The following is a 16,410-nucleotide window of genomic DNA, read 5'->3' as shown; positions in this document are numbered from 1 at the left end:
GCCGTCAAATGCTGGGTTCTGTATTGCCGGGTTAATCTTTGATGAATGATGTGGCTCGTCACCATTTATTTATGTAACGAGCATTAGATAATAGGAACGTCGCGACCAAAGTTCAAGGGCTGGTGATTTATTTTTGTAACGCTGATTAAAATAAACTACACTGCCAGGCAATACCATTACCGCCAGGGGTAATACCCTGCAAAGGAAACCGATGATAAAAACCCGCGGCCGCCCGCGCAGCTTCGACCGTGAACAGGCGCTGCATCAGGCCATGCAAGTGTTCTGGAGCAAGGGCTACGAAGGCACCACCATGGCCGACCTGACTGCGGCCATCGGGGTGAAGGCGCCCAGTCTCTATGCCGCCTTTGGCGACAAGGATGCGCTCTTTCGTGAAGTCGTGGAGGTCTATGCGCGCACCGTCAGCGCCGAGCCCTTGCGCCTGTTGCAGGCAGGCAAAGGCATTTACCAGGATCTGCTGGCCATGCTGCGCGCCAGCGTGCGCATGTATTCCGGCAAGACCACGCTGCCCGGCTTGCCGGTCGGCAAGGGTTGCATGGTGGTGGTCTCGGCCATCAACTGTGCGCCCGAGAACAGCGAGCACAGTGATGCGCTCTCGCAACGTCGCCACAAGCGCCGCAACGAAATCCGCGCGCGCCTGCTGCAGGCCCAGCGCGAAGGCGAGATCCGGGCCGATGCCGATGTCACCGCCCTGGGGGATTTCTACACCAGCTTTCTCAATGGCTTGGCGCTGGGCGCACGCGATGGCGTCTCCAGCGCGCGCCTGGCCGCGACCCTGCAGCCCGCGATGCTACCGTTGGAAAGCGTACTTTCAGGATCAATACCAAGCTCATGAGACCCCTGCGCTATGCCATCATCGGTGGCGGCATCAACGGCCTGGCCGTGGCCCGTCAGTTGTTGCTGGATCGTCCCGATGTCGAGGTCACCGTCTTCGAGAAGGAAGATGCGGTGGCCCGCCACCAATCCAGCCATAATTCCGGCGTGGTCCATGCCGGGCTCTACTATGAACCGGGCGGCCTGAAAGCCACACTGTGCCGGCGCGGAGTGCAACTGGTCCAGTCCTATTGCCAACAGAACGCGCTGCCCTATGACGAATGCGGCAAGGTGGTGGTGGCGCTCACCCAAGAGGAGTTGCCGCGGCTGGAAGCCATCTACCGCAAGGCCTTGGCCAATGGCGTGCCGGATGTGGAAATGATCGATGCCGGTCGCCTGCGCGAGATCGAACCCAACTGCGTCGGCCTGCGGGCTCTGTATTCGCCGCGCACGGCCATCGTCAGCTATGGCCGCATTGCCCAGCGCATGGCGCAGGAGATCGAGGAGCGCGGTGGCACTATCCGCCTCAATGCCGCGGTGCGCCGCATTGTCGAACGGGGTGAGCAGGTGCATATTGAACTGCAGTCCGGCGAGCTGCACGCGCAGGCCTTCGACGCGGCCATCGCCTGCAGTGGCCTGCAATCAGACCGCCTGGCACAGCACTCGGGCGACAGCGCCACCCCGCGCATCGTGCCTTTCTTCGGGCAGTACTACGTCATCGACGAAGCCTTCAAGACACACGTCAAGGGCCTGATCTATCCCGTGCCCGATCCGCGTTTCCCCTTCCTGGGGGTGCATTTCACCAAGCGCATTGATGGCCAGATGACGATCGGTCCCAATGCCTTCATCTCGCTGGGCCGCGAAAACTACCTGGGCGATTGTTTCAGCCTGCGTGATATTGCCGACTACCTGGGTTATCCGGGTTTCTGGAAATTCGCCGGCCGCAATGTGCCGGCGACGCTGCGCGAGCTCAAGACCGTCCTCAGCGCCAAGGTATTCGTGCGCGAAGCGGCGCGCTACGTGCCCTCGCTGGCCGAGGTGAGCGTTACCCCGGCGGTACGCGGCATTCGCGCGCAGGCCATGGAGCGCGATGGGCGTCTGGTGGACGACTTCGTGATCCGCCAGAGCCGCCGCGTCACCCACATCCGTAACGCACCCTCACCGGGGGCGACCTCCTCGCTGGCCATTGGTGAGCACATCGTGCGCCAACTGGTCAGTCCAGCGTAGCGCAATATGAAAAAAACGCCGCGATGGATTGCCCATCGCGGCGTTTTTCTTCATACGGCAGTGCCAGTTACGCCGCGCGCGCCAGCGTGCCGTCGTTTTCCTTCAGTTGACCACCCAATGCATCGACCAGCGCCGAGAGCAGCTTGGCCAGTTCGCCGGCCATGAGCATGAAGTCGCCATCGAAGCGTTCATCATCGTTCTTGCCGGCGATCTCGCTGTCTTCCTTGAGCACGTCCAGCGGCGCGATGCGTTTGACCGACAGGTTCTCGGTCAGCACGAAGGACACCTTGTCGGCCCAGGTCAGCGCCAGACGCGTGCATTGCTTGCCGGATTCGATGTGGCGGCGGATGTCTTCGGCCTCCAGCGTGTGGCGCACGTAGCGCACCGTGGCCTTGCTCTCGGCGGTGGAGCGCAGCTCGGTATCCTGGTCCACGGTGAAGCCGTTGGGGGCTTCGTCGCTGGCCAGCCAGTCGGTCATGGCCGCAGCCGGCGACATGACGGTACGCAGCGTTTCCAGCGGGAACTTGGGGATGGCCTTGAACAGCAGCTTCAAGACTTCCTCGGCCTTGGCCGGCGAGCCGGCATCGACCAGCAGCCAGCCATTGACCGGGTCGATCCAGACCCAGGTGCTACGCACCACCGAGAAGGCGCGCGGCAGCAGTTCATCGGTGACTTGTTCCTTCAATTCCTTGGTCTGCTTGCGACCGGGCGGGAAACCTTGCTGTTCTTCCAGTTCGGCGGCACGGGCCTTGGTGACCTGGTTGATGACGGTGGAGGGCAAGAGTTTCTTCTCGGTATCGAGCTTCATCAGCAGCTGGCGATTGACCACGTGCACCAGCTTGTCATTGTTGCGCGGCGGCACCCAGCCCTGGCTTTGCATGTCCAGGCTGGAGCAGGCGGTGAAGGCCTGCGGTGCGAGATGGGATTCGAGTTCGTCGGCGGTGATCGCCCACGGTGCGGGCAGACGATAGATCTGTAGATTCTTAAACCACATAAGCTTCCGGGGCAGGGGGCAAAAAGGGAGATTCTACACGTCCGACCTGGGACAAGCGATGTCGGATTGTTCATCTCCTGCTGTAAATCCTGCGAAGCTTGCTGCCAATGATGAGCTTGCTTGAGTGCCTCAGTTTTGCTGTTGGCCGCTGCTGGCGCTTGCCGCGCGCTTGCCGGCTTTGCCTGGCTTGTCACCGGGCTGCGCTGGCGACACCTCCAGCTGGGCCAGCAGACGCTGGAAGTGTTTCTCGCAGGCTTGCAATAGCCCCTCCAGATCCTTGGCCTCGATCATATTGGCGAGCTGGATGCGATCCCGTGCGGTGGCTTCGGCCAGGCGGCCATCGAGCGCCAGGCGGGCTTCGCCCATGCGATGGAACATGCGCCAGAGCAGGTCGGTGAGTGTGCTCAGGAAGGCGTTGTCCAGGCAGCCATACAGGGTGGCCTGGAACTGGCGGTCTTCTTCGCCGACCTCTTCCCCCGAGCGCGCCAGCACCAGCATGTGATCGGCCTGCTGGCGCAGGGTCTTGAGCTGGGCCGCCGACATGTGCTGCAGGATGGCCGGCGCGGCGCCGGTCTCGATGGCGGCGCGTACCTGCAACAGTTCGCGCAATTGCTTGCCATCAGCGGCGAAGGCGTAGGGCAGGTTGTCGAGGATGGTGTCGAAGGAAAAGCCTTTGACATAGATGCCTTCGCCGTGGCGCGATTCCAGGATGCCCAGCGACTCCAGACTCTTGACCGCCTCCCGCAGCGAGGGGCGGCTCATGCCGAGTTCCTCGGCCAGCATTCCCTCGGGCGGCAGGGCGTCGCCCAGCGTGAGGCCGCGTTCTTCGATGAAGCGTTTGATTTGTGCCTGGGCGAGTCGATAGGCTGGAATGCGGGCTGTCATTGTTGTTCTTCCTTGCTATCGAAAGCCGGGCGGATCGGCTCGGCCTGGAGGGGAGAGGTCAGATATCAGGGCGCGATTCTAGCATGTCATTTTTCGTTTGAATGGCGTGGCGAGGCGCATAGAAAAATCTGTGAGATTACTTAAAAAAATTCGATGAAGAATCTTTTTGCAGGGTGCTAAAGATGGCCTCCAAGGTGTTTTTTATTTTTTGAAAACCTAGTCTGGAAGCGCCTTTTAGGAGATGGGTGGAGATAAGGATGGAAATTTTTTCTTCACACCACCTGGATTTTATTTTCGCTAAAACTAAGTTGTTGCGTTTCTCCTAAAACCTGCACTTTAGTACATTTGTAGTCAAAAAAATCGACAGATAAGATCAGACCTCAGATGTAAGAGGTAAGAGGTCAGATATATGAGCAATCCAAAGGGAGGGGCGAATTCATGAACACGCATACCAGGGCCGCTGCGGCAATGCTGCTCATCGGCCTGTCGGCCGGCAATGTACAGGCGCAATCCGAGGCCGGGTTGGCGCCGGGCAGCGATGTCGCACTGGGTTACCTGAACCCGGTGCCGGCATCCGAAGACAAGCTTGCCAGTCCGATGCCGCAGGATAGCGGCGCAGACGGCACCGGCTTTCTCAACCTCACCGAAGCCGAGGATCTGGCCGCTGACAACCGGGGCGTGTTCTACCAGTCGCAATCCTTCAAGGGCCGGGCCGACCAGTTGGGGGCGCAGATCCGCAGGTTCTGGATCGGCCTGACTTCCTTGAACTGGAGCGGCTTGCTGGGCGGCCGTGATCTGCTGGCCGGCAAGGGCAGCGTCGATACCGAGCACGCGCTGGCGCCGCTGTCGGGCAGGTCTGCCCTGGAGCGCAGGCATGGCGCGCTACTGACGGACAGTGCGCTGACTTACCTGAATCCGCTCTCCAATGGCAGGGGCGGGATGGTGCAATACACGCTGTTCAAGCACACGCAGTGGTTTGGTCATATCGGTTCCCTGCGCCATCGGTCCGACCCCAGCTCGCTCACGCAGGCGGCGAGCACGCCCGGCCTCAAGAGCGTCCGCCCGGAACAACATCTGCTGCCCGGCCGGGTCCAGGCCGGGCTCCACACGGGCATCCTGCACAACTTCTAAGCTCATTGCCAAACATCGGTCAGCAGCCAGCAGAACAATGGGCTTTTGTTGACGAACACAACAAGTCATTTATACTGTACATATATACAGTATTGATGATCATGTTGCGCCCTTCACCCCAAAGTATCCATCACTCGCTCTGGCGCGCTTCCCAGTTGGCCCAGGGAGGCGCGCGCTGTATCGACACCGGCTTTGCCGAGTTGGCGCAAGAGTTGCCGGGACGGGGGTGGCCGACCGGGTCGCTGATCGATTTCCTGTTGCAACAACCCGGCGTGGGCGAGCTGCGCTTGCTGGGCCCGGCCTTGCAATCCCTGGCGCCGCGCCGGATTGCCCTGGTGCAGACACCCCATGCTCCCCACCTCATCGGCTGGCAACAGATCGGGGTGGAAGCTGCGCGCTTATTGGCGGTGCGTACCACCACCAGCGCCGACGCGGCCTGGGCGGCGGAACAGATCCTCAAATCCGATAGTTGCGCCGCCCTGCTGCTGTGGCAGCGGCACCTGCGCCCGGAGAGTGTGCGGCGCCTGCATCTGGCGGCACAAAGCGGCCAGACGCTGTTCGTCATGCTGCGCCCAGGCAGTTGCGCGCAGGATGCCTCGCCGGCGCCGTTGCGACTGGCATTGACAGCGGCACCAGGGGGCATCGCGATCGATTTCATCAAGCGACGCGGACCGTTGCGCGCCGCCCCCCTGTTTGTTTCCTTACCTTCTCTGAATCTCTTGCCTCATGCGCCTGTGGATCGCCGTACACCTGCCTTTGCTGCCGCTGGAGGTGTTTTATCCGAACTGGCTGGATGACGCTGCGGCCGTCGTGCTGGAGCACGCGCGCGTCATCGCCGCTTCCCCCGGCGCGCGGGAGGCCGGGGTGCGCGTGGGCATGACGCGCGGTGGCGTGCTGGCCTTGTTGCCGCAAGCGCCGCTGCACGATCGCGCCCCCGAGCGCGAAGCGCAACAACGCTTCGCGGTGGCCACCGCCTTGCTGCAATACACGCCGCAAGCCAGTGTCAGCGACCATGCCACCCTGGTGCTGGATATCGGCGCCAGCCTCCGTCTGTTCGGCGGGATCCGGGCCTTGCGGCGGCGGGTGTGCCAGACGGTGAAGCAACTCGGGCTGACGGCGCGTGTCAGTTGCGCACCGACTGCGGCTGGCGCAGCCCTGCTGGCGCGCTACGGCGCCGGCAATGTTCTCCAGATGGCTCATCTGCATCGCAAACTGGATCGACTGCCGGTGGCCGCCTTGCCGCCAGCCGGCCCTTATCTCGACTGGCTGGACGGCATCGGTTGCCGTACCCTGTCCGACTTGCGCCGCTTGCCGCGCGCCGGTGTGCAGCGGCGCGCGGATGCGCGGATGCTGGAGTTGCTGGATCGCGCCTATGGCACGGCCCCGGAGTTGCATACCTGGATCGAGATGCCGCCGAGTTTCCGGCAACGCATCGAATTCAATGCGCGCATCGAGTCTGCCGAGGCTGCGCAACATGCCATCCAGGCCTTGCTGGTGCAACTCTGCGGCTGGCTCAGTGCGCGCCAGTTGGCCGTCACCCAGGTGCAGGTCGCGCTGGAGCATGAACGCGGTCGGCAAGCCGTGGCACCGACCATGATCCAGCTCTCGCTGGCCGAACCCACCTGGGTGGATACGCATCTGATGCGCTTGCTCAAGGAGCGCCTGGCGCAGCTCGAACTGTGCGCGCCGGTCATTGCTGCGGTACTGGAAGCCACCCAAACCGAGGCCATGGCCCCGGCCAGCGAGGATCTCTTTCCCGAACCGGGCGGCTCGCCGGCGGACTACCAGCGGCTGGTCGAATTGCTGATCGCCCGCCTGGGCCCGGAGCAGGTGAGGCAAGCCTCGCCACTGGCCGACTATCGCCCGGAACAGGCCAACCGCTGGGTATCCGTGATGACGCCGGCGGGCCGGCTTGATGAGCATCCGTTTGATGCACATCCCTTTGCACCGCGTCCGACCTGGCTGCTGGAGCAGCCCATCGCATTAAGTCTGCGTCAACACCGTCCCTATTACGGCTCGCGCCTGCGCCCGATCTCGCCGCCCGAACGGATCGAAGCCGGTTGGTGGAACGGCCAGTTGGTGACCCGCGACTATTACATCGCCGAGGATGTGAAGCATTGTCAGTACTGGATCTACCGTGAGCGCATCGGCGATGTCGAGGGGATTGAGCCACAGTGGTATCTGCACGGCCTATTCGGCTAGGCAAGGAGCGACGCATCATGAGCCACACCTTGCCCCTGGGCGGCCCAGCGGCGTCAGCCATTCCGGATTACGCCGAATTGTTCTGCCTGTCCAACTTCAGCTTTCTGGAAGGCGCGTCCCATGCCGAAGAACTGGCCGCCCGCGCAGTCCAGCTCGGCTATACGGCGCTGGCCGTGACCGATGAATGTTCCCTGGCCGGGGTGGTACGCGCCCACGTGGAAACCCGGGATGCTGGCATCAAACTGATCATCGGCTCCTTTTTCCGCATCGAATGGGAAGCGGGAAAACCCCCGCTCACCCTCATTGCCCTGGCGCAGAACCGTGAGGGCTACGGCAATCTATCCGAATTGATTACGCTGGGGCGCACCCGTGTCGAGAAAGGGAGCTACCACCTCAGCCTCGATGACCTGGCCGCACCACCCGCCTCGCATCGCCATTTGCGCGGGCTGCCTGATTGCCTCTTGATCCTGGCGCCGCATTATCCGGCCGATGCGGCCACCCTGGAGCGTCAGGCCCGGTGGCTGCAAGAGACTTTTCCACAGCGTGCCTGGCTGGGCTTGACGCAACTGTATCGCCCGTTCGACGCCCTGCATCGCAGCGTGATTGACACTGTCGCCCGGCGTCATGGCCTGCCCGTCACAGCGCTCGGCCAAGTCAATATGCATGTGCGTTCACGCAAGCCATTGCAGGATACCTTGACTGCGATTCGCCTTGGCAAGGCGGTCAGCGAGTGCGGTTACGATCTGGCCCCCAATGCCGAACAGCACTTGCGCTCGCGCTTGCGGCTAGCCAATGTCTTCCCCGCTTCTGCCTTGCAGGAAAGCTTGCGCATCGCCTCGCTATGCCATTTCAAGTTGAGCGAATTGCGCTATGAATATCCCGAAGAACTGGTACCGGACGGGCAGACACCCGCCGGCTATCTACGCCAGGAAGTCTATCTGGGCGCCCATCTGCGCTACCCCGCAGGCATCCCGCAAAAAGTCATCGATCAGATCGAACATGAACTGACTCTGATTAACGACATGGCCTATGAAGCTTATTTTCTGACGGTCTATGACATCGTCCGCTTCGCCAAGGACCAGGGCATCCTGCGCCAGGGCAGAGGTTCCGCCGCCAACTCGGTGGTCTGCTACTGTCTCGGTGTCACCGAGGTGGACCCGACCTGTTCGGTCATGCTCTTCGAGCGCTTCATCAGCAAGGAGCGCGGCGAGCCGCCCGACATCGATGTCGATTTCGAACACCAGCGGCGCGAAGAGGTGATCCAGTACATCTATCGCAAATATGGCCGGATGCGCGCCGCCATTGCAGCCGCCGTCCATACCTATCGGCCACGCGGTGTCCTGCGGGACGTCGGCAAGGCGCTCGGGGTGGATGCCTCCATCGTCGACAAGGTGGCCAAATCGCAGCAGTGGTTCGACAGTCGCGACAACATGCTGGAACGCTTTGCCGAATGCGGCCTGGATGCCAGCTCGCCGATCGCCCAGCAATGGGCCATGCTGGCCTTGCAATTGATCAAGTTCCCGCGTCATCTATCGCAGCATACGGGCGGCTTCGTGATTGCACGCCACAAGCTCTCGCGCCTGGTGCCCATCGAAAACGCCGCCATGCCCGAGCGTTCCGTCATCCAGTGGGACAAGGATGATCTTGAATCGCTGGGCTTGCTGAAGGTCGATATCCTGGCGCTGGGAATGCTGTCGGCCTTGCGGCGCGCACTGGAGCTGGTGGGCCAGCGGCGCGGCGCACCCTTCACCATGCAGGACATCCCGCGCGAAGACCCCGCCACCTACGACATGATTTGCCAGGCCGACACCGTCGGCGTGTTCCAGATCGAAAGCCGGGCGCAGATGAGCATGTTGCCGCGCTTGCAGCCGCGGCGTTTCTACGATCTGGTGGTGCAGGTGGCGATCGTGCGGCCGGGGCCGATCCAGGGCGGCATGGTGCATCCCTTCCTGCGCCGGCGTGCCGGTGAAGAGGCCGAGACCTATCCCAAGGAAATCCTGCGCCAGGCCCTGGAGCGCACCCGAGGCGTTCCCATTTTCCAGGAGCAGGTGATGCAGATTGCGGTGCTGGCCGCCGGATTCACCCCCGGCGAAGCCGATGGACTGCGGCGCGCCATGGCAGCCTGGAAGCGCAAAGGCGGCATGGACAAATATCAGATCAAGCTGATCGATGGAATGCTCGCACGCGGTTACGACAAGTCATTTGCCGAAGCCATCTTTCGCCAGATCCAGGGCTTCGGTGAATACGGTTTCCCGGAGAGTCACGCGGCCAGTTTCGCGCTCTTGGCCTATGCCAGCAGCTGGATCAAATGCCATGAACCGGAAGCCTTCCTGTGCTCCTTGCTCAATAGCCAGCCCATGGGTTTCTACTCGCCCTCGCAGTTGATCCAGGATGCGCGCCGTCATGGCGTGCAGGTGTTGCCTGCGGATGTGATGTGCAGCCACTGGGAAAGTACGCTGGAAGAAATCCAGGCGCCACGACCTGCGGTGCGACTGGGATTATCCCTGCTGGGCAGCATGAGAGAGGAGGCTGCGCAGCGTATCGCACAAGCGCGGCGCAGCGCGCCCTTCACCGATCTGCCAGACCTGGCCCTGCGCGCCCATCTCGATAAACGCGACCTGCAGGCGCTGGCCGCCGGCAACGCCCTGCACGCACTGAGCGGGAACCGGCGCGAAGCCCTGTGGCAGGCACTCGACGCCGCACCGACCAGCGATCTGCTGCGCAGCGCACCCTCACGTGAAGCCACACTGCGCTTGCCGCCCCTTTCCGAAGCGCAAGACATCGTGGCCGACTACCGCAGTGCCGGTCTGACGCTGCGACGTCATCCACTGGCCCTGTTGCGGACTCTGCTGAGCAAGCAGAAATTTCTTTCTCACGAGGTCATGGCGAGTTTTCAGGATGGGCAGTTCGCCCGCGGTTGCGGCATCGTCACCGTGCGCCAGCGGCCGGGCACGGCCAAGGGCGTCCTCTTTCTGACCATCGAAGATGAGACCGGCTCGACCAACGTCATCGTCTGGCCTGCGCTGGTGGCAAAACAGCGCAATGAAGTGCTCAATGCCTCGTTGCTGGGGGTCTACGGCATCTGGCAAAGCCATGCCGGCGTCAAGCATCTGGTGGCCAAGCGACTGGTCGACCTGTCTCATTTGCTGGGCGACATCAGTGTGAACAGCCGCGATTTCTGCTAGCGCCTCAGGAAGAGAAGGGCAATTCCCCCTGCACCGCCTGGGGCAGCGCGGCCAGCGCCTCCTTCTTGGACAGCGTACCCACGCGCACGCCCAGCAGGCGCAGCTTCTTTTCCAGCGGCACGCGCTTCAAACACTCCCCGGCCGCCTGGCGGATGAGCGCCGCCTCGCCGGTGGGCGCCGGCAAGGTCACGTCGCGGGTCACGCCCCGGAAATCGGCATACTTGAGCTTGATGCCGATGGTGCGCCCGACATAACCCTTGCGCTCCAGGTCGCCTGCCAGCTTGACGCACAGCGCAGTGAAGATTTCTGACAGTTGCGCGCGGTCGGCCCGGGCGTGCAGGTCGCGTTCGAAGGTGGTCTCGCGACTGATGGACTTGGGTTCTGAATAAGTCTGCAGCGGTCGCTCATCGATGCCCTGGGCCACCCGCCCCAGCCACTCCGAATAACTGCGACCGAAATGGGCGCGCAGCAGCTCCGGGGCTGCACCGGCCAGATCGGCCACGGTCTCCAGGCCCAAAGCGGCGAGCTTCTCGGCGGCTTTGGGGCCGATGCCATTGATCTTGCGCACCGGCAGCGGCCAGATGCGGCGCTGGATATCTTCCGGCATGAGGATGGTCAGCCCATCGGGTTTGTCCAGCTCGGAAGAAATCTTGGCCAGCATCTTGTTGGGCGCCACGCCGATGGAACAGGTCAGCGCGGTGGCCGCATGGACGGCCTGCTTGATCTGGCGCGCCACCTCATGGGCGGTATCGGGCCAGGCCGACAGATCGATATAGATTTCATCGATACCGCGGTCTTCGATCAACGGCGCGATGTTGCGCACGGCGTCCTTGAACAGCCGTGAATACTTGCGATAGGCCTCGAAGTCGGTTGGCAGCAGGATCGCCTCTGGCGCCAGTTGCGCCGCCTTCATGATGCCCATGGCCGAGAACACCCCCAGCGCACGCGCCTCGTAGGTGGAGGTGGTGACCACGCCGCGCCCGGCATAGTCGCGCAGACGGAAATACTGGCGCGTGCCATCGGGCAACTCCACCGGACGCGTGGCCGAACCGCCGCCGATGACCACCGCCTGGCCGCGCAGGTCGGGATAGCGCAGCAATTCCACCGAGGCATAGAAGGCATCCATGTCGAGGTGGGCGATGCGGCGTGACGGGTTCATGAGCGTGCGCTCCAAACGAGGAAGAACCGGATCAGTAATGCGGCGGCTTCTCGTTGGCCGCGGCGCGATCCTGGCTGGTATCGGACAATTCCTTGAAGCGCTTGGCCAGGGCGTGCAGCAGCATTTCCAGTTCTTCTATCTTCTTTTGCTGGCGATAGACGGTCTGGTTGAGCTCATCGACCAGGTCTTCCTGGTGGGCGATCTTCATCTCGATATCGATCAGGCGGTCGTCGTGGTTCACTTGTGTTGTTCCTCATGGGATGCGCTCAGGCCCGCGGCGCGGTCGGCGCTGATGAGCCAGTGCAGTACGCCGGCCCCGGCGGCGCGGCCGGTGGCAAAGCAGGCGGTGAGCAGGTAGCCGCCGGTGGGGGCTTCCCAGTCCAGCATCTCGCCGGCGCAGAACACGCCCGGCAGCGCGCGCAGCATCAGCGCATCATCGAGCGCCTCGAAGCTGACGCCACCGGCGCTGCTGATGGCTTCGGCCAGCGGTCGGGTTCGCCATACCGTCAGCGGCAGCGCCTTGATGGCGCGCGCCAGCTTGCCCATGTCGGCGAAATCTTCCTTGCTCAGCAATTCACGCAGCAGGCCGGCCTTGACCCCCTTCAGGTGCAGGCGGCTTTGCAGATGGCTGGAGAGCGAGCGCGCACCGCGTGGGTGGGCCAGTTCGGCTTCCACCTTTTCCAGCGGCCAGTCCGGCAGCAGGTCCAGATAGAGCCGGGCCGAACCTTCGGCGGCAATGGTATCGCGCAGCGCCGCCGACATCGCATAGACCAGGCTGCCTTCGATGCCCTCGGCGGTGACGATGAATTCGCCGCGCCGGTTCTGCACACCGCCGCTGGCGTGCGCCGTGCTGGCCACCACCGGCTTGACCGGCTCGCCGGCAAAACGCTCGCGGAAATGCGCGCTCCAGTCCAGCTCGAAGCCGCAATTGGATGGCAGCAAGGGCGCCACTTCCACCTGGCGCGCCTGCAACAGCGGCACCCAGCTACCGTCCGAGCCCAGGCGCGGCCAACTGCCGCCGCCCAGCGCCAAGACCACGGCGTCCGGTCGCACGGCGATCTCGCCCTCGGGATGGGCCAGGCGCAGCGCGCCATCTTCCTGCCAGCCCAGCCAGCGATGGCGCATATGGAACTGCACCCCGGCTTGGCGCAGGCGATGCAGCCAGGCGCGCAGCAGCGGTGCGGCCTTCATCTCGCGCGGGAAGACCCGGCCGGAACTGCCCACGAAGGTCTCGATGCCCAGTTCGTGGATCCAGGCGCGCAACTGCTCGCCATCGAAGCGGCGCACGAAAGGCGCCACCTGTTCGCGACGCGTGCCATAGCGCGGCAGGAAATCCGGTTGCGCTTCGGAGTGCGTGATATTCATGCCGCCACGTCCGGCCAGGAGGAATTTGCGGCCGGCCGAGGGCATGGCGTCATAGACGTCCACGGCAACGCCATGGGCGGCCAGCACTTCGGCCGCCATCAGTCCGGCCGGGCCGGCGCCGATCACGGCCACGCGGCTACTGCCGGGGGCCAGGGTAGGGAGGGTCTGCATCGGTGTCATGCGCGGCATGATACCGCCGGGCTGCGGTGAGCGCACGCGATTGATGTGATGGCGTCGATCAGCAGGAACGCGTCGCCATCAGCGGCGATGTGGTGCGCGGTACTTGTTTTCCAGTCGTGCCACCAGCAGCGCCAGGCAGATGGTCATGGAAAAATACAGCACGGAAATGGTGATATACGGTTCCCAGTAGCGCGCATAGGTGCCGGCCACGGTGCGCGCGGCATAGGCCAGTTCGGCCAGGCCGATGGCCGAGACCAGCGAGGAATCCTTCAACAGCGTGATGGCCTCGTTGCCCAGCGGCGGCAACATGCGGCGAAACGCCTGCGGCAGCACCACGTAGCGCATCGTCAGGCCATAGTTCATGCCCAGGCTGGCGGCGGCATAGGACTGGCCGCGCTCGATGGACTGGATGCCGGCGCGGAAGATTTCCGAGATGTAGGCCCCCGCATTCAGGGACAAAGCCACCGTCCCCGACAGGAAGGCGCCGTAGTCCTGCTTGATGGTGCGCGCCAGCTCGCCCGTGATCAACAGGCCATGTTCCTGCTGCACCAGCAGCGGCATCACCGCGAAGTGGATCAGCATGATCTGCACGAACAGCGGCGTGCCACGGAAGAAGGCCACGTACAAGCCGGCCAGCCAGCGCATGAGCCGGGTCGGCCATTTCCACGGGCCGTGCTGCACCTCGGCCAGGCGCAGCATCCCCACCAGCAAGCCGATCACGGTGCCGATCAGGATACTGACCAGCGACACCTGCAAGGTCATGAGAACGCCCTTGGCGAACAACGGCGCATAGCCTTGGATGATGCTCCAGCGGAAATCCATGTCGGACTCGATTGGTGGGTGGAAAAAGGAGGATGGAAGGAAAGTTCACGCTGCCCAGAGCGGATGGCCGCCTGGCGGCGCCGTCCGGGCATGGCGCCTGAGGCTTACCTGTTCAGGCTGAACTTGTTGACTACCATCATTTACCGAAGTACTGCGCGCTGATGGCGGCAAAGCTGCCATCGGCCTTCATCTCGGCCAAGCCCTTGTTGATCTTTGCCAGCAGTTCAGGATCATCCTTGCGCACGGCGATGCCATAGTCTTCCTTGGGGAACTTCGGATCGGTGACGGTACGCAGCTTGCTGTTGGGGTTGTTGGCGATGTAGTTCTTGACCACCGGTTCATCGGCTACGACCGCATCGACGCCGCCGCTTTCCAGTTCCTTCAGGGCCAGCGGAGTGGAGTCGAAGCGCTTGATCTTGGCGCTGTTCTTGCCCAGCACCTGCTGCACCAGTTCGTCGCCGGAGGTGGCGCTCTGGGTGCCCACGGTCAGGGGCTTGAGGTCTTCCATCTTGTTGACCTTGGTATCGGCTGCCGGCAGGGCGATGGTCTGGGTCGCCACGAAGTAGGGATCCGAGAAGGCCACCGATTTCTTGCGTTCATCGGTGATGGTGATGGCCGAGATCAGCAGATCGCGGTCGCCCTGGGCCAGGAAGTTGAAGAAGCCTTCGAAGGGCGTGGGCACGAACTTGACCTGGATGCCGATCTTCTTGGCCAGTGCCTTCATGACGTCGATGTCGAAGCCGACCACGTCCTTCTGTTCGTTTTCGGAAGAGAAGGGCGCATAGGCCGACTCGACGCCGACCACGTAGACGCGCGCCGCAGCAGCCTGCGGGGCGGCGGCCGACTGGTCTTCCTGCTTGCCGCAGGCGGCCAGGCCCAGCATACCGACGAAGCCGGCGGTCAGCGCCAGCGCGCGGACGTGGCGGGAGAACATCTTGATCATCTTGTGGATTTCCTTGTCTGGAATGGTTGCGTGCAACAGGGCAGTGAGCGCGGGTGGCGCAAGGGGCTGTGTTGCTTTAGGGTAATTTTGGATTTTTTTGCAGGCGGCATTGTAAACCGCTCTGGGCGGATGGCGGGACATGGCGCGTCAAAAAGGCGCAGAAAATCGGCTGAAACGTGGCATCGTTGCAATGTTCAGGCAGGGCCGGCGGAGGTAGATTTTTCATCATCGTTAGTTCTTGCAATGCGGGAACTAAGTCCAATCGCCCCTCTCAAAAACGCGCGCGCCATCTCCTCGCAGCGCGCAAGAAATAATTAAAAGCAACCCTTCGAATAACTCAGCCGTCATGACATGGGCCTGCGCAGGGATGACATGTGTTCCGCATCCATCGGGATATTTGCCATGCCATGCCGCGACGCGACGATTTTGCCAAAGAGAATTCGGCACGTAAGTCGGGAGGCAAGCGCCGTATCAGCGTGCCGATGCCGTATTGGAGACCAACTTGGATGACCAACTTTCGACCGAGCAGATCACGGGCCGCGCCGCACCAGCGTCTCCGCCATGGGATGGCGTATTGCAGCAGTTGCATCGCGAGATCGATCAGCATGGCGACGGCAGGTGTTTCGTCTGGGTTGACCCGGCCCAAGGAGAGCCTGACCTGGGAGAGACCGACCCTGGTCTGCGCGTCAGCATACCCATCGTGCATCCGAATTACGACCGCCGTTTCGCCCCCTATCTAGTCCCCTTGAATCTCAGTCGCTTCAGCGACGATTGCGTTCTCGCGGCCAGCATCGAGCTCGCGTGGACTGCCTGGAGCACACCTTTTCTCCTGGCTCGCAGAGGGCAGCCGATCAGTGGCTGGATCATCAGTGAGCGCAGTGCGCGCGAGGTGGCCGCGTATTGGGGGAGGCACTGCTATTTGCATTTCGTGCAAGGACGAACCCGCCTGCTGCGGTTCCATGATCCCGGTGTGCGAGGGATGCTATGGCAGGATCTCGATGCCGGGCAGCGCGCCTTGCTGCTACGCCCGGTGAAAGCCGTCTTCTCGCTGAACCGGCATCAGGCGCTGGCGTCCTTCAGCGCGCCATCGACGTCAGCCACTGGCCCAGATGCGATCGCCCCCCACCGCCTTGATGAACAGTTGCGGCTCAGCGAGCAGCAATGGCAACAGGTCAATGATTACGCCACCGTACATGCCGCCTGGAGCTATCTGTTGGGCGAAGACCTGATCAGCCGCGATACCCCGGTGACCGAAGCCTTGCGACACAGCTTGGGCGTGGCGTCGTCCTATGGCGTGACGTCAGCGGACGACCGCATGTTGTTCCTGGTCTGTGGCTTGCGCCATGGCATCGGCTTTCACACTCATGCACGCATGGCCGAGGTCTGGCGCCGCACCACCGGCGGCGAGCCATTCGTAGATGCCGTCGAAGCCGTGTCGGGTCTTCCCTTCGAGCAATTGTCCACCTACCTGATGGATTGAATTCTT

14 protein-coding genes are annotated in these 16,410 nt (G+C 62.8%); 7 read left to right on the top strand and 7 right to left on the bottom strand.

The genetic code is table 11. The annotated features are described in order from the left end of the window. The first annotated feature begins 211 nt into the window (after window positions 1-211). A complete protein-coding gene (locus RC54_RS22590; protein ID WP_058897017.1) occupies window positions 212-853 on the top strand; it encodes a TetR/AcrR family transcriptional regulator in 642 nt (213 codons plus the stop codon). Then, on the top strand, window positions 850-2,058 hold the full coding sequence (gene lhgO, locus RC54_RS22585) for an L-2-hydroxyglutarate oxidase (RefSeq protein WP_061789412.1): 1,209 nt from the start codon (window positions 850-852) through the stop codon (window positions 2,056-2,058). The genes RC54_RS22590 and lhgO overlap by 4 nt, the downstream gene beginning before the upstream one ends. A 67-nt stretch (window positions 2,059-2,125) precedes the next feature. Here lhgO and RC54_RS22580 read toward each other — a convergent pair whose 3' ends face one another. Together RC54_RS22580 and RC54_RS22575 are read right to left on the bottom strand one after the other, a co-directional pair. Beyond that, entirely contained in the window at window positions 2,126-3,052 is a 927-nt protein-coding gene (locus RC54_RS22580; protein WP_058897015.1) for a recombination-associated protein RdgC, read from the bottom strand. A 129-nt stretch (window positions 3,053-3,181) separates the two neighbouring features. Beyond that, window positions 3,182-3,937 (bottom strand): FadR/GntR family transcriptional regulator, encoded by a 756-nt coding sequence (locus tag RC54_RS22575; protein WP_061789413.1) that lies wholly within the window; start codon window positions 3,935-3,937, stop codon window positions 3,182-3,184. Between the two features lie 438 nt (window positions 3,938-4,375). On the opposite strand from RC54_RS22575, the gene RC54_RS22570 reads away from it, so the two are divergent. The 4 genes from RC54_RS22570 (at window position 4,376) to RC54_RS22555 (ending at window position 10,455) form a co-directional block, all read left to right on the top strand. After that, complete coding sequence (locus RC54_RS22570; RefSeq protein WP_058897013.1) at window positions 4,376-5,068, top strand: hypothetical protein; 693 nt, start codon at window positions 4,376-4,378, stop codon at window positions 5,066-5,068. A 95-nt stretch (window positions 5,069-5,163) separates the two neighbouring features. Continuing rightward, a complete protein-coding gene (gene imuA / locus RC54_RS22565; RefSeq protein ID WP_061789414.1) occupies window positions 5,164-5,865 on the top strand; it encodes a translesion DNA synthesis-associated protein ImuA in 702 nt (233 codons plus the stop codon). After that, window positions 5,795-7,270, top strand: a complete 1,476-nt coding sequence (locus tag RC54_RS22560) for a Y-family DNA polymerase (RefSeq protein ID WP_061789415.1) — start codon at window positions 5,795-5,797, stop codon at window positions 7,268-7,270. Before imuA ends, RC54_RS22560 begins: the two co-directional genes overlap by 71 nt. Window positions 7,271-7,287: 17 nt before the next feature. Further along, on the top strand, window positions 7,288-10,455 hold the full coding sequence (locus RC54_RS22555; RefSeq protein ID WP_061789416.1) for an error-prone DNA polymerase: 3,168 nt from the start codon (window positions 7,288-7,290) through the stop codon (window positions 10,453-10,455). A 4-nt stretch (window positions 10,456-10,459) separates the two neighbouring features. Here the strand turns inward: RC54_RS22555 and dinB are convergent, their stop codons facing one another. The 5 genes from dinB to RC54_RS22530 all read right to left on the bottom strand — a co-directional run bounded on the left by dinB (window position 10,460) and on the right by RC54_RS22530 (window position 14,924). Then, window positions 10,460-11,614, bottom strand: coding sequence for a DNA polymerase IV (gene dinB, locus RC54_RS22550; protein ID WP_061789417.1), 1,155 nt, complete (start codon window positions 11,612-11,614; stop codon window positions 10,460-10,462). Window positions 11,615-11,645: 31 nt separating this feature from the next. Then, complete coding sequence (locus tag RC54_RS22545; RefSeq protein ID WP_017449764.1) at window positions 11,646-11,855, bottom strand: SlyX family protein; 210 nt, start codon at window positions 11,853-11,855, stop codon at window positions 11,646-11,648. Further along, window positions 11,852-13,150, bottom strand: a complete 1,299-nt coding sequence (locus tag RC54_RS22540) for a TIGR03862 family flavoprotein (protein ID WP_061789418.1) — start codon at window positions 13,148-13,150, stop codon at window positions 11,852-11,854. The genes RC54_RS22545 and RC54_RS22540 overlap by 4 nt, the downstream gene beginning before the upstream one ends. A gap of 87 nt (window positions 13,151-13,237) precedes the next feature. Beyond that, window positions 13,238-13,981: an amino acid ABC transporter permease gene (locus RC54_RS22535; RefSeq protein ID WP_017449762.1), complete on the bottom strand. Its 744-nt coding sequence runs from the start codon at window positions 13,979-13,981 to the stop codon at window positions 13,238-13,240. Window positions 13,982-14,117: 136 nt separating this feature from the next. Then, complete coding sequence (locus RC54_RS22530) at window positions 14,118-14,924, bottom strand: basic amino acid ABC transporter substrate-binding protein (RefSeq protein WP_061789419.1); 807 nt, start codon at window positions 14,922-14,924, stop codon at window positions 14,118-14,120. Between the two features lie 502 nt (window positions 14,925-15,426). Between RC54_RS22530 and RC54_RS22520 the strand changes: the two genes are divergently transcribed. Then, the gene (locus RC54_RS22520; protein ID WP_174526089.1) at window positions 15,427-16,404 is read left to right on the top strand and encodes a DUF4123 domain-containing protein; all 978 of its coding nucleotides are present in this window, start codon (window positions 15,427-15,429) and stop codon (window positions 16,402-16,404) included. Window positions 16,405-16,410: the final 6 nt, after the last annotated feature.

Source organism: Herbaspirillum rubrisubalbicans, from assembly GCF_003719195.1.
Taxonomy (GTDB): domain Bacteria; phylum Pseudomonadota; class Gammaproteobacteria; order Burkholderiales; family Burkholderiaceae_D; genus Herbaspirillum; species Herbaspirillum rubrisubalbicans.
Note: the sequence above shows the minus strand (reverse complement) of the source record. Positions and strands in the feature narration are given on the sequence as shown.